The 13,142-nt window shown below is 37.0% G+C and carries 14 protein-coding genes; all 14 read left to right on the forward strand.

All coding sequences use genetic code 11. The features are described from left to right. Positions 1 to 8 precede the first annotated feature (8 nt). The 14 genes from IGJ41_RS04740 (at position 9) to IGJ41_RS04805 (ending at position 13,135) form a co-directional block, all read left to right on the forward strand. Positions 9 to 1,172: a phage portal protein gene (locus IGJ41_RS04740; RefSeq protein WP_174097973.1), complete on the forward strand. Its 1,164-nt coding sequence runs from the start codon at positions 9 to 11 to the stop codon at positions 1,170 to 1,172. Beyond that, the gene (locus IGJ41_RS04745; RefSeq protein WP_156209164.1) at positions 1,159 to 1,878 is read left to right on the forward strand and encodes a head maturation protease, ClpP-related; all 720 of its coding nucleotides are present in this window, start codon (positions 1,159 to 1,161) and stop codon (positions 1,876 to 1,878) included. Before IGJ41_RS04740 ends, IGJ41_RS04745 begins: the two co-directional genes overlap by 14 nt. Next, the gene (locus IGJ41_RS04750) at positions 1,875 to 3,062 is read left to right on the forward strand and encodes a phage major capsid protein (protein WP_016633429.1); all 1,188 of its coding nucleotides are present in this window, start codon (positions 1,875 to 1,877) and stop codon (positions 3,060 to 3,062) included. The genes IGJ41_RS04745 and IGJ41_RS04750 overlap by 4 nt, the downstream gene beginning before the upstream one ends. A 76-nt stretch (positions 3,063 to 3,138) precedes the next feature. Next, positions 3,139 to 3,420 (forward strand): hypothetical protein, encoded by a 282-nt coding sequence (locus tag IGJ41_RS04755; RefSeq protein ID WP_002380686.1) that lies wholly within the window; start codon positions 3,139 to 3,141, stop codon positions 3,418 to 3,420. Beyond that, positions 3,395 to 3,781, forward strand: coding sequence for a hypothetical protein (locus IGJ41_RS04760; protein WP_025188916.1), 387 nt, complete (start codon positions 3,395 to 3,397; stop codon positions 3,779 to 3,781). Before IGJ41_RS04755 ends, IGJ41_RS04760 begins: the two co-directional genes overlap by 26 nt. Then, positions 3,778 to 4,170 (forward strand): hypothetical protein, encoded by a 393-nt coding sequence (locus IGJ41_RS04765; protein WP_438713973.1) that lies wholly within the window; start codon positions 3,778 to 3,780, stop codon positions 4,168 to 4,170. Before IGJ41_RS04760 ends, IGJ41_RS04765 begins: the two co-directional genes overlap by 4 nt. After that, positions 4,167 to 4,562, forward strand: coding sequence for a hypothetical protein (locus IGJ41_RS04770; protein ID WP_438713975.1), 396 nt, complete (start codon positions 4,167 to 4,169; stop codon positions 4,560 to 4,562). Before IGJ41_RS04765 ends, IGJ41_RS04770 begins: the two co-directional genes overlap by 4 nt. Positions 4,563 to 4,594: 32 nt before the next feature. After that, positions 4,595 to 5,188: a major tail protein gene (locus tag IGJ41_RS04775; protein WP_002358071.1), complete on the forward strand. Its 594-nt coding sequence runs from the start codon at positions 4,595 to 4,597 to the stop codon at positions 5,186 to 5,188. Between the two features lie 73 nt (positions 5,189 to 5,261). Beyond that, the gene (locus tag IGJ41_RS04780; protein ID WP_104854287.1) at positions 5,262 to 5,735 is read left to right on the forward strand and encodes an Ig-like domain-containing protein; all 474 of its coding nucleotides are present in this window, start codon (positions 5,262 to 5,264) and stop codon (positions 5,733 to 5,735) included. Positions 5,736 to 5,791: 56 nt separating this feature from the next. Continuing rightward, on the forward strand, positions 5,792 to 6,139 hold the full coding sequence (gpG, locus tag IGJ41_RS04785) for a phage tail assembly chaperone G (protein WP_002358069.1): 348 nt from the start codon (positions 5,792 to 5,794) through the stop codon (positions 6,137 to 6,139). 80 nt (positions 6,140 to 6,219) lie between these two features. Next, positions 6,220 to 6,342, forward strand: coding sequence for a hypothetical protein (locus IGJ41_RS04790; protein ID WP_002396883.1), 123 nt, complete (start codon positions 6,220 to 6,222; stop codon positions 6,340 to 6,342). An 18-nt stretch (positions 6,343 to 6,360) separates the two neighbouring features. After that, positions 6,361 to 11,109 (forward strand): phage tail tape measure protein, encoded by a 4,749-nt coding sequence (locus tag IGJ41_RS04795; RefSeq protein ID WP_438713978.1) that lies wholly within the window; start codon positions 6,361 to 6,363, stop codon positions 11,107 to 11,109. Beyond that, the gene (locus tag IGJ41_RS04800; protein ID WP_002371567.1) at positions 11,109 to 12,008 is read left to right on the forward strand and encodes a phage tail domain-containing protein; all 900 of its coding nucleotides are present in this window, start codon (positions 11,109 to 11,111) and stop codon (positions 12,006 to 12,008) included. The genes IGJ41_RS04795 and IGJ41_RS04800 overlap by 1 nt, the downstream gene beginning before the upstream one ends. 2 nt (positions 12,009 to 12,010) lie before the next feature. Continuing rightward, positions 12,011 to 13,135 (forward strand): siphovirus ReqiPepy6 Gp37-like family protein, encoded by a 1,125-nt coding sequence (locus IGJ41_RS04805; protein ID WP_438713981.1) that lies wholly within the window; start codon positions 12,011 to 12,013, stop codon positions 13,133 to 13,135. Positions 13,136 to 13,142 lie beyond the last annotated feature (7 nt).

The following is a 13,142-nucleotide window of genomic DNA, read 5'->3' on the forward strand; positions in this document are numbered from 1 at the left end:
GTGAATGAGTGAGTTTATTTGATGTCTTCAAACTATCAGCAAAAAATGAAGAACCGTCTGACTGGCTTCCAGATTTTGTTGCAGGGGATGAATTAGCTACACGATCATATTTAAAAACAATGGCTAAAAATACCGTTATAGATTTTGTTTCAAGGACTATGTCCACATTAGAAATAAAATTCAAAAGTACAGGAATGGAAGAATGGGATTATATATTAAACGTTCGGCCCAACTCTGATATGTCGGCTACCACATTTTGGCAAACCTTCTTCTTTCGCTTGTTAGATGAAAATGAAGTATTGGTTATTTTAAAAGATGATCAACTTTTAATAGCTGATGACTATACAAGAGAACAAAAAACAATCACAGATGATTGCTTTAGCAACGTTTACGTTAAAGATCAAGTGTTTACAGAAAAATTTTACATGTCAGACGTCATTTATTTAAAGTACAACAGTAAAGAGCTTGATTCATTTACTAAGGGTTTATTTAATGACTATTCGGAATTGTTCGGACGAATACTAGAAATCTCCATGCGAAATAATCAGATTCGTGGTTCTGTTTCAATTGAAGCCACTGGATCAATGAATGAAGAAAAAGGAAAAGATGGCAAAACACGTTCGGAAAGATTACAAGAGTATGTAAATAAAATTTATCACGCTTTTAGCACTAAAGCAGTTGCTATAGTCCCAAAAGTTAAAGGATTTGATTATGAAGAATATACGAACAAGCAAGGTTCTTCTAATCAGTCTCTTGAGGAATTAAATAAAATGAAATCATCGTTAATTGATGATGTAGCAAACGCCATAGGGGTACCTACGGCGCTTATTTATGGTGAAAAATCAGAACTTGATTCCAATATCAAAGCTTTTAGAAAGCTATGTATTATTCCTTTGATGAAAAAGCTGCAAGATGAATTAACTGCAAAAGTTCTTACACGTCAAGAGTATAAAAACGGTGAACGAATTAAAGTAACTAAAGTTTTACCTGTAAGTATTCTGGAAAATGCAACTCAAATTGACAAAATCGTCTCTAGTGGAACATTCCTAAGAGATGAAGTGAGGGAAGAAACGGATTATGATTCGTTGCCAGATAAAGAAGGTAAGAAGCTAATTATGACTAAAAATTATGCACTCGTGAAAGGGGGTGAGGAAGAGAATGACAAAGACTAGAAACGTGCCGTTTCAGTTTTCTAACGAGTTAGTTGAAGGTAAAAGAGTTTTAACTCTTTCGGGAAATATCAGAAAAAAATATTGGTCTGATGATGATGTTATTGATGCGAAGAGCATCAGGGAAACTTTAGATGGAGTGACAGACGATATTACCATTAAATTAAATAGCCCAGGCGGAGATGTGTTTGAAGGTGTTGAAATTTACAATTATTTAAAAGATCACCCCTCAAAAGTAACGGTAGAAGTTACTGGTGTAGCAGCTTCAGCAGCAACATTCATTCTGTCGGCAGCTGATGAAGCAATTATGAATGTAGGGACTTCAGTTATGATTCATGAGGCTTCAACATTTACATGGGGAAATAAGCAAGACATTCAAAAGACTTTGAATGCTTTGGAAACTATCGATGATTCCATTCTTTCAATTTATTCACAAAAAACAGGTCAAACAACAGATCAATTAGAAACATGGATGAGGGAAGAAAAATGGTTCACAGCTGAAGAAGCTGTAGAATATGGTTTTGCAACAGAAGTTAAGAAAAACGCCGAAAAAAATTCAACTGATTCAAAGGAAAATATAGCTGAAATGGTGAAAAATGCTGTTGCGGAAGCTATGTCTTTAAACCAACAAGCTGTGACGAATGAAGCAAAACAAGAATCAAAACCAAAACAAAAGTCTTTAATAAATAGATTAACTAAAGGAGCATGATTATGACATTAACATTAAAAAACAAAACAGATGAAGCGAAGAAACAATTTAATGCAGTATCAACAAATGAAGAGGCGACACCAGAACAGGTAAATGCTGCTTTAGAAGCATATGTTACTGCTGTTGCAGAAGATGCAGGAAAGCAAGTACGAGCTGAATATGAAGAGCTGAAAAATGTAACAGATAACCGTGTGCTTGAAGCTCGTGGCATTCACACTTTAACTAATGAAGAAACAAAATTTTATAACGAAGTTGAAAAAGCGGGTGGATTTGATGAAGATTTAGTCTGGCCAGAAACAATTTTAGAACGTGTTTTTGAAGGTTTACAAGAAGAACGTCCATTGTTAAAAATTATTAATTTTACCCCTTCAGTAGGTAAAACTAAAATTACTCGTTCTCGTCGTAAAGGTGTAGCGGTATGGGGGCCACTTCATAAAGATATTGAAGGGAAATTAGATGCACAATTTGGTGCAACAGAATTTAATCAATTAGCTTTAACAGCGTTTTTCTTAATTTCAAATGACACTTTAGAATTAGGTCCACGCTGGGTTGACCGATACGTTCGTTTATGTTTATCTGAAGCAATCGCAGAAGCATGGGAAAAAGCAATTATCAATGGGTCTGGTCATAATCAACCTATTGGACTAACAAAAGATATGAATGCGGCAATTGATCCGACAAATGGATATGCTGATAAAGAATCAGCAGGGATCTTAACTTTTAAAGATTCACAGACAATGGTTAAAGAATTCGCAATGTTATTGAAGAAAGCTTCTAAATATACTGATAAAGTCGGCGATGGTGACGAGGGAGAGGAAAAAACAAGAAAAGTTAAAGGGAATGTATACTTAATTGTTAATCCATTGAACTATTACGATATTGTTGCTCGTGTCACTACTCAAAATGCAAATGGCGTATTCGTTTCAAACTTACCATTTATTTCTGAAGACCATATCATTGAATCTTTAGAAGTAAAAGAGAATAAATTGATTGCTTTTGTTGGTGGAGAGTATGATGCTACTCAATCACGTGCAGAAAAAGTCTATGTTTATAAAGAAACATTTGCAATGAAACGTGCAACATTATACGCTGCCGACTTATTGGGCAATGGTGAGCCAGCTGATAACGATGCAGCGCAAATTTATGATATTAAAATTGACGATGGAGAACCAGCAACAAAGTAAACACCCCTGTTGTTAATAAGATAAACCCAACAACAGATGGGGCAACTATCGATTTGAAATAGCACGGGGGGATTAGATGGAATCATATTTAAAGGAGTTCAAAGAAAGAAATCAAATCTTTCATTCGTCAGACGATGACTCTATAAAAGAACAATTAAATGATTCCTTTGAAGATATTCGAACGCTTATAGGAGATTTTGATCCAAAAGTATATCGAAAAGGAAAAGAACTTGTTTTTGAAAGAACTCGTTATGTAAGAAACGAAGCCTTAGAATATTTTTATCCCAACTTTCAGCAAAGCATTATGGATGCTTCCATCGATATTTCAGGAGGTGAAGGATTTGGCAATACACCCTAATTATAAACGTCCCAAAATAGGAGCTGGCGAATTAAAAACGCCAGTTTCTTTTTTTCAGTTTATTCCGGGAGAAGGACCTGAACCTGGCGAAATAGTAAAGAAAGAACTTCATTCATGTAAAGCGCAAATCTACAATCCATCAATGAAAGACATGGAAATATTGAACGCAAAAGGAACTAAAGAGGGGCTGACAATTAAAATCCGTGATCCACACCAAGACTATATCCCTAGCAACAAACATAAAGTTGTTATTGACGACTATAGAGCTTTACCAGTGGGCAAAGAATGGGAAATAGTAGATGTTTCACCAGATTTTGAAGATAACCGTTTTATCAAGATTGTTCTAGGGATAACGTCATGAGCGAAGTGACAGGGTTAGAAGAAATTCTCAAAAATATGGAAGATAAACTAGGTCAAGCACGAGTAAATAGAATTTCAAACAAAGCTTTAAAAAAACAAGGCGAAAGAAACAAGCAGACTGTAAAAAAATACATGGCTAGTTATATAGATTCCGGAAAAACGCATGACTTAGTTATAATTAGTGGTGTGAAAAGTAATCCAAAACGAGTTGAGACTGGCTGGGCTTCAAAGGAACGTGCGCCTATCGTCCATTTAAATGAGTTCGGCTATACGCGCTATGGTACTTATGTACGACCTCGTGGAATGGGAAAACTACAGGCTGCAGCTGATGAAATTCAAGCGAAAGCATTTGGAGAGATGAAGTCGGATATGGAGGAATTAGCTAAATGAAAGATATGATGATGGAAGTTTACAATGCCTTGATTGAAAATGAAACAATTAATGAACTTGTGACACCTCAAAGAATTAAATTTTATGAAGTACCAGAAACTTTGGATACTACCAAGCCTTTCATTATCATTGATAACTTTCTTGGTCCACAAAACAACGCCTATTTTGCCAACAACAAAGCTTTGTCAATTCGCTTCAATTATCAAATAAATGTTGAAAGCATGGACAGAATGGTAACCAAGCAAATTTCTAAAGCAGTTGAAGAAACGATGAAACAAATTGGATTTGGTCGCCTAGATGGTGGCTTAGATCAGTACTTTAACGAAACAAAACGTTTTGTAGATGCAAGACGTTACCAAAAAAATACACAAATTCACGACACCGACTATTAAGTTGGTGTCTTTTTTTTAGGAGGAAAAAATTTATGCAAACATACGGATTTAGCAGAATCACTATTCAACAATTGGACAATGAATTAAAGCCAGTCGCTGGTAAGAAACATGTCATTGATGGCAAGCCAAAAGAAGGGGCCGCAGCAAGCTTTGAAATTACAGGACTAACCAAAGAACCGTCAAAAGTTTTCGGATCAAATATTGCATACTACGTGGCACGTAAAGGGCACGGAGATATTGCAGCAAACTTAGGTATCTTAGATGTACCATCAGCCATTGAACATGAAATGTTAGGGCATAAAAAAGCTAGCGAGGAAAGCAAAGTTTATCATATTGGCGAGGATACAGAGCCACCTTACTACGCAGTATTAATCGAATCAGAAGATTTATATGGCGAAAAACTTGGCTTCGGTATGTATGCAGGCACATTCTCATTAGATGGTGTCAAAGGCGAAACATTAAATGATGACGACTTTACGCCAGAGCCTGGCGAATATGTTTATTCTGCTGTTTCTCGTCAAATTAACGGTAAAAAAGTTACTGTCGGTTTTGCAGATAATTCAGAAGCTCTAGCAGAATTGACAACAGAATTATTTGGTGAAGAAACACCAGCGCCGGAAAAGTAGCAAGCCCCACAGTGGGAGCTGTTACTCCCACCACAGATGGGGCCAATATTGAATTAAGTTAGGAGGACAAGAAATGTCGTTTATTCCACCAGAAAAATTTAGACTTTATAAAAAAGGTGAAACTAATCCTGTTGCAGAAGGTGTTTCGCCTTTAGCTATTACAGGAATTACCGCAAACACAGATGTTTTAGCTGGTGACTTTACTGTCACAGGTGTTGCCACCGTTGGCGGTGAAGAAAAAGAATCTGATCATGTTGATGTACCAGCATTTAAAACATTACCTATTGCAGTAACAGGAATTACCTTGGATAAGACTGAATTAGCTTTAAAAGTTGGTGAAACAGCAACGTTAACACCTACAATCATGCCAGAAAACGCAACAAACAAAGCGTATAGATTCAGTTCTGAAGATGCAGCGATTGGAACGGTAACGCCAGTGCAAGGAAAAGTAACAGGCGTTTCGGAAGGTATTACAAAACTTGTTGGCACAACTGAAGACGGTAATTTTACAGCAGAATGTACTTTGACTGTATCAGCAGCAGAATAAAAATTTATTGATTAAGGACGGCTTTAGTTAGTCGTCCTTTTTTTGGAGGTTAAAAAATGGAACGTAAAATTGAACTAACTTTACGCATTGATGGCGAAGAAAAAACTTTTACACAGGACTTTGTGCCGTTTTCTAAGCGTACAGACTATATAAAAAAAGAAAATTCACTTAGAGAAGAAAAAACAAGCGAAGGATTAGAACCAACAGCTGACGAGTATTTAGAAATGCAAATTCAATTCGTCGCCGATTTATTCGATGAAAAGGAACTTACTAAAGAAGCAATTCTTAACGGTATGGATGCTTTAGACATTGATAAAATATGGGAAATTATCAGCTATCGAGTTCTTGGTCTATCTAAGACAGATGTGGAAGAGTCAAAAAAGGAAAAGGCGGAGGAAATCTAAGTTGGTCTGAATTTTATGACCTGCAGGTTGGTTTTGTCCGTGATTCAGTTACAGAACTTGGGTGGACGATTCGGGATTTCATGAATACTGATTGCTTGGATATTGATGAAATCTTATTGAAAGCACCAAAGAAAAAGAAAACTAAAAAGAAAAAACAAGAGGTGCGACCACTAAGTGAATTAGTCAAGCGTAGTGGCGCATAAAGGGAAGGAGGTAACTAAATGAGTGGTGGAACGCCGTTAGGAAATATGGTCATTAAGTTGGGCTTGGATAGTTCTGATTTCGGTCGTGGTGCAGCAAATGCAAAAAAAGAAGTTCGTTATTTAGCCAAAGAAATGCAAGCTAATGCAAAAATCGCTGATATGGCGGGCAATCAAATGGGCAAGCTTGGCACTCGTTTTGATGGTTTAACTAACATTATTGGGGCGCAGGAGAAACAAGTTGCTGCATTGAAAAAAGCTTATAACGAGTCATTTGTAGATGGGAAAGCGACAGAATCAACTAAAAGGTTAGCAACTCAATTGCAAGATGCTAATGGTAAACTAGCAAATTATCGATCTCAATTAATTCAAACAGCTGGTCAGATGGCAGAAATGCAAGTCAAAACTACTGGTGCCACTGGCGCCATTTATAACGCTAGTGAAAAAATGATTGCTAGTGGACAAAAAATGGAAAAAGTTGGGGGAGCCTTGACCAAGGGTGTGACTTTGCCAATTCTCGTAGGAGCTGCAGCAGTAACAACGGCCGCTGTTAAATGGGAATCTGATTTTGCAGGTGTGAAAAAGACCAATGATGAAGTTGTGGATTCGACAGGTAAGGTTGTTTACTCATACAAAGATTTGGAAAATGGTCTTCGTGGATTAGCGAAAGAATTACCTGCAAGTCACACGGAAATTGCCAATGTTGCAGAAGCAGCAGGACAGTTAGGGATCAAAACTAAAAATGTAGTTGGTTTTACTAAGACCATGATTGACTTAGGAGAATCAACGAACATGAGCGCAGAAGAAGCAGCAACTGCCTTAGCTCGATTGGCCAACATCACAGGAATGCCACAGACAGAATTTGATAAGTTAGGTTCGGTTATTGTTGATTTGGGTAATAATTTTGCGACAACCGAATCAGAAATAACCGCAATGGGCCTACGTCTCGCTGGTGCTGGTCACCAAGTGGGGATGAGCGAAGCTCAAATCATGGGATTTGCGGCTGCATTGAGTTCTGTAGGGATTGAAGCAGAAGCAGGCGGTTCCGCATTTTCTAAAGTAATGGTTGAAATGCAATTGGCTGTAGAAAATGGAGCCAATGCATTTGCAGGGTTAGAGAGTTTAAGCCAACAAACTGGTGTATCTATGGAACAGGTTTCTAGCGCTGTTAGAAATGGCGGTAAAGAGTTAAAAAACACTGCTGGTGCAATGGGGTTAACTAGCAAAGAATTAAAAACAATGCATAAAGAAGCCACCGATGCATCAGGAAAATTAAATGATTTTGCAGAAGTAGCTGGAATGTCTGCAGAACAATTTTCTAAAGCTTTCAAAGAGGATGCTTCAGGTGCTATTATCAAATTTATTGAAGGGCTAGGAAAAACGAAGGAACACGGACAATCTGCAATTGCTGTTTTAGACGAGATGGGAATAACAGAAGTTCGTCTTCGTGATAGTTTGCTACGTGCAGCTGGTGCCAGTGATGTATTTAAAAGTGCTGTAGATCGTGGAACTAAAGCATGGGGAGAAAACACCGCTTTAACAGAGGAAGCTAACAAGCGATATGAAACTACTGAATCTCAATTAAAGATGCTTAAAAATGAAGCAGTGGACGTAGGCATCACGTTTGGTGGTCCTTTAGTAAAAGCATTGAGAGATGCGCTGCAAGCGACTAAGCCAATGATCAAAACGGTAACGAATTTAGCGGAATCTTTCTCAAATGCTGATCCTAAAACACAGCAAACAATTGTTAAAATGGTTGCATTAACTGCTGCAATGGGGCCTGCTATCAAGTTAACAGGTACTTTAACAAAGGGTGTAGGATTTTTAGGCAAGGGCTTTGTTGAGACAATGGCTGCTATGTCTAAAAAAAGAGCGATTGATGATGTTACAAAAGCTTTTGCAGAAGGTAGTTCTGTTTCTGTTGGATTCGGAAAAGGCATTGCTTCTTCTGGTTCGGCGTTAGGTGGATTAACAGCTAAAATTGGAGGAACCACAACACAAATTGGTTCATTGACTAAAGGGTTTAGTTTATTGAATCCTTGGGTGTTAGGTGCAACTGCAGCGATTGGGGCAGGTGTAGCAGTGTGGAAACTCTGGGGAGAAGAGGCATGGAATAGTTCCCAACGAACACAACGATGGGGAACTGATGTAGGAAAAGCCACTGACGATGCTTTAACTAAGTTTCAAGGTTATAGCAGAGGTGCTAGTGGAGAATTTTCTTTATTAGAACAAGGGATTTCAAATGATACAGGATCAATTGTAAATAACTTTTCTAAAATGGGGCAATCAATTGAAACAACAATGACTAAAAAGATTGAGACACTGAAAGGGATAGTTAAAACTTTACCTGATGATGTCAAAGAAGCTGGTAATCAATTAATTTCAGAAAAGCTAGCAAAAGATGAAAAGTATTTAACAATAGTTAAAGAAAACAACGACAAAATTACTCAAATTAAACAGACTGCTTCAAATAATAACCGTCAGATTAGTTATGAAGAAACTGTTCGCATAAAGGCTTATGCGAAAGAAAGTGCTGAAGCCTATGTAAATTCTTTAGGAAAAAGCGAAAAAGAATCTAAACAAATATTGAATGCAATGACTGGAAATGTGAGTGATGCTTCGAAAGCACAAGCTAGAGACTGGTTGCAATCACTAGGAAAACAAAGACAACAGTCTTCTCTCGAATATCAAAAGATGCGAGATGACTTGAAGAAACAATTAGTAGATGGTGGAGAAGACTTGAATAGTGAGCTTTCTAAAAATTTATTGAATTTATTAAAGGAAAGCAGTGAGTCAGCAACTCAAATAACTAATGATCAAATGGCAACGATTCTTGCAAAATATCCAGAACTAACAAATGAAGTGTTACTTTCAAATGGTCAATTAATAAATACCATGGGAAATGCATCAGAAGCTGCAGTTGCACAAAATAAAGTGATTGCTTCTTCATTTAAAGATATGACAAATACTTCTGCTAAAGCAGCAGAAGACAACGCAAAAAAAGTTGAACTTATGTCAGAAAAAGGCGGCGAGTATGCTGATTTTTGGAATGATTTAGTTTTAGAAGACAAAGACGGACATGTGAAATCTAATGCCCAAGAAGCAATCACAGAAGCTGCAAAATCTGAACAAGGATGGAATAAACTACTATTTGCATCAAAAAATGCAGATTTAAAGAGCAATGCTAAGTTGATGATTGCAGAAGCTGCCATCGCTAATGGACGTTGGGAGAAAATGACGTTTACCGAACAACAAGCTTTGTTAGATAGTAACGTTACAAAAACAATGACACAAGCATTGCAAGCAAAAGGCAGCTGGGGTAAATTGAATTTCGAAGAGAAAAAAGCTGTTCTTTATTCAAATACGCCAGAGGTAATGGCTGAAACAATGCTTAATTTGGGATTGTGGAAAGACTATCAGCCGCAGGTTAAAGAATTAAAGGCTAAAAACCAATCTTTTCTTGATGTGTTGAGCCAATCCCAAGATAAAATCGTTCATTGGTCACAAGTCCCAGTAGATATAAAAGAAATTCTTGGTGATAATTACGATTTACTTTCAAAAATATACGGATCAGAGCAATCGTATAATCGTTGGAAAAATTTACCAGATGATGAGAAAAAACTTCTAGCTAATAATTCTGATGTGCTACAAAAGATTATGACTTCCGATACTAGTTTAAAACAATGGAATGCCTTGCCAGCTGATCAGAAAAAAATGCTTGGAGATAATACCGACTTATTAACAAAAGTTATGGCGTCGGAAGAAAGCTTTAATGCGTGGAAGTTATTACCTGATCCAGTAAAAAAAATGCTTGGTAATAATGAAGATTTAAAAGCAAAAATAGCTGATGGAACATTAAGCGTGCAAACTTATGACCAAATAAAGCCACAATTAAAAAAATTACTCGGAGATGCTTCCAATGTATCAAATCAATCACAGGTAGGTATTCAAAACTTAAATGCATTTAACGCGAACAATCCAGCACAGAAAATACTACGTGGAGATTCTTCAAATGCGCAAGCTGCAGCTCGACAAGGTGGCAATGCATTGAACACCTACAATGCCAACAATCCAGGAACGAAAAACCTGCGAGGAAATGCAGGTGGAGTTGTCGGTGCGGCTTCAAGTGGTAATAGTAGCTTAAATATTTTTGCAGCAAACAATCCAGTAGAAAAACTATTGAGGGCTAATGATCAAGCGAGTGGCCCAGCATCTCAAGCGAAAAATGCAGTAAGTGATTTTAATTCTGGCCCTTCGGTAATTACTAAAACTTTAAACGTAGTAGCTAATTTAGGCGCTGGCGTAGCAAAAATTTTAGGACTCGAAACAGGAACCAATAATCATATTGGTGGTCCGGCAATCGTCAATGACCAAAAAGGACGCACTTATAAAGAATTGGTAATTCCTAAAGGTGGTGTGCCTTTCATACCAGAAGGTAGAAATGTATTCTTACCAGATTTACCAAAAGGATCAAAAGTAATCAAAGCTTCAGAAACAAAGAAACTAATTCCTCATTATGAAAACGGCGTGGGAGTTCCGAGAAACTCTTCAGTTGTTAAAAATCTAATTGCTGTTCAAGATTCACATGAATCAAATGATTTTAGCGAACTTGCTTCTCTAATGCGTGAAATGGTTTCTTACTTGAAAGACGGAAATATAAAAAACATGGAAGTAACACAATATATCACAGGTGCTGACACGAAAACACCGAGAGAAACAGCGATTGAAACAAAACGCCAACTACGTGACTTGGCTAGGGGGTTTAAATAGTGAAACTAGAATTAGTTTATACGAATCAAAATGGGGAGCAACTCGTTTTTAATGAGGAGGCTCCTTATTTTTTGCAAAATGTGGAAGGTTTAGAAGCACCAGAAAATGTCGTGCTAGCAGAAGAAGTATTTGGAGAAGATGGCGCAAAAGTTGTTGGAATCCGTTTAAGCACTCGGAAACCATTGCTTGAAGGCACTTTAATTGGAAAAACAGAAGAAGAAATTTATCAGTTGCGCCGAGATATGATTCAAAAAATCGATCTAAAACAAACAGGTAAGCTAACTCTTAAAGTCTATGACAAGGAGTATGAAACCGACGTATTACCAATCCAAGCGCCTAGTTTCAAATTATACGAGGATAATCCTTATAAGGTTGATGAATGGAACTTATTCTCTTTACAGTTTGAAGCATTCGATTCTTATTTCCGGGACGTATCGTTTTATAACTCACTGGTTCCTTTGGCAACATTAAAGCCAACGCTTATTTTTCCAATGGTTTTTGTTCAAGGCGAGAAGCATACGTTTGGCCGCTTTGAATCAGGGAATATTGAAAAGATTGTAAACAATGGAGATGTGCAGGTTGGAGCGGTTTTTCATATGAAATGTGTAACAACCGTAACTGATCCGCAGATTTACGATGTGACAAAACAAACCTTCTTTGGATTTAAAGGAACCTTTGAACCTGGAACAAGATTCGAACTTTCAACGGTACGTGGAAAGTTGTATGCGAAAAAAATTGTTAATGGTGTAGAAACTAATGCTGTTCCAGAACGTATGGAGGGCAGTAGTTTCTTTCGATTATCTAAAGGAGATAACTATTTACAACTAAAAGCGGCCAACAATTCTCAAAATGGAATTACATGTGAAATGCAATTTACACCATTAGTTAGCGGGGTGTAGCTATGGATTTTATGCCATTACCTTTTGTAGAGGTGTTTCGAAGAAAGTCTGGCTTTGATTATGAGTCAACGGCAATTCTGGACATATGGAAATCAATGAGTGTCAAAGAAAATTTCAAGTCAGCCAATACTTTTGAAACGGTTGTTCTTTTAAAGTACATGCCAAAAGAATTAATGGACGAAGACACAGTGCTATTGATTAATAATTGCTTTTACTATATTGATTCTATTATTTGCGATGATTTGAGCAGTGGATTAATTACAATTTCTGGGAAGTCTCTTTTTGCAAAATCTGGTAAGAGAATTGTTTATCGAATTTACAATCAAACAAAAAGACCAGAGCTGATTTGCTACGATCACTTACGGAACGAAGTGGTCTCTCCGTCAGATGCAAAAAGAAAAATAAGTTACTTATCTGTTGAACAACCGCCAGCAATTACTAATTCAAACATTAGTTATCAAAATAGTTATGGGAATGTTGAAGAAGAGATAGAGGGACTGTGTGAAAGTTACAATTTTGGTTTTGACGAAATTCCTATCTCGAATGGGCGTATTGGTTCAACATCAAACGGCCAAGTTGGAACAAATATTCGTTTTAGAAAAAGTGAAGATGTTTCTAGTGTAGTTCAATTTAGTGCAGAGTTTGAAAATGTTACTAATGAATCATTAGAAAAGAACAACTATGATGAAGCGACTACAGCCCTTATTTATGGAGAAGGCGAAGGAAAAGCTCGTAAGCATACTCAAGTAAATAACAATTTGAGTGGCCTCGAACGAAAAGAAATATACGTCGATGCTCGTGACTTACAACAGACTGTTGATGATGTAAAAATGCCAGATGCACAATATATTGCCACATTGCAATCAAGAGGAAAAGAAAAATTAACTGAACAACCAAGAGTTTTGGCATTGAATGGGACTATCAATTTGAATGATAGTCTTTTTGTTTATGGTCGAGATTATAAATTGGGGGATCGTGTAAAACGTATTTCTTCTTTTGGCTATTCAGATACAGTGGTTCTAAATTCTGTAACTCAGACTTGGGATGAGAAAGGCTACCATATTGACGGCGAATTCGGTAACCAAAGTAAAACAATTATTGATGTAATCAAGAGAAAAGGAAAGTAGGTGGTTA

Source organism: Enterococcus sp. DIV1537a (genome assembly GCF_051712085.1).
Lineage (GTDB): Bacteria > Bacillota > Bacilli > Lactobacillales > Enterococcaceae > Enterococcus > Enterococcus faecalis.

Coding starts and splice junctions, on each gene's coding strand:
- IGJ41_RS04745 (WP_156209164.1), top strand. CDS start 1,159: ATGACAAAGACTAGAAACGTGCCGTTTCAGTTTTCTAACGAGTTAGTT.
- IGJ41_RS04750 (WP_016633429.1), top strand. CDS start 1,875: ATGATTATGACATTAACATTAAAAAACAAAACAGATGAAGCGAAGAAA.
- IGJ41_RS04755 (WP_002380686.1), top strand. CDS start 3,139: ATGGAATCATATTTAAAGGAGTTCAAAGAAAGAAATCAAATCTTTCAT.
- IGJ41_RS04765 (WP_438713973.1), top strand. CDS start 3,778: ATGAGCGAAGTGACAGGGTTAGAAGAAATTCTCAAAAATATGGAAGAT.
- IGJ41_RS04770 (WP_438713975.1), top strand. CDS start 4,167: ATGAAAGATATGATGATGGAAGTTTACAATGCCTTGATTGAAAATGAA.
- IGJ41_RS04775 (WP_002358071.1), top strand. CDS start 4,595: ATGCAAACATACGGATTTAGCAGAATCACTATTCAACAATTGGACAAT.
- IGJ41_RS04780 (WP_104854287.1), top strand. CDS start 5,262: ATGTCGTTTATTCCACCAGAAAAATTTAGACTTTATAAAAAAGGTGAA.
- gpG (WP_002358069.1), top strand. CDS start 5,792: ATGGAACGTAAAATTGAACTAACTTTACGCATTGATGGCGAAGAAAAA.
- IGJ41_RS04790 (WP_002396883.1), top strand. CDS start 6,220: ATGAATACTGATTGCTTGGATATTGATGAAATCTTATTGAAAGCACCA.
- IGJ41_RS04795 (WP_438713978.1), top strand. CDS start 6,361: ATGAGTGGTGGAACGCCGTTAGGAAATATGGTCATTAAGTTGGGCTTG.
- IGJ41_RS04805 (WP_438713981.1), top strand. CDS start 12,011: ATGGATTTTATGCCATTACCTTTTGTAGAGGTGTTTCGAAGAAAGTCT.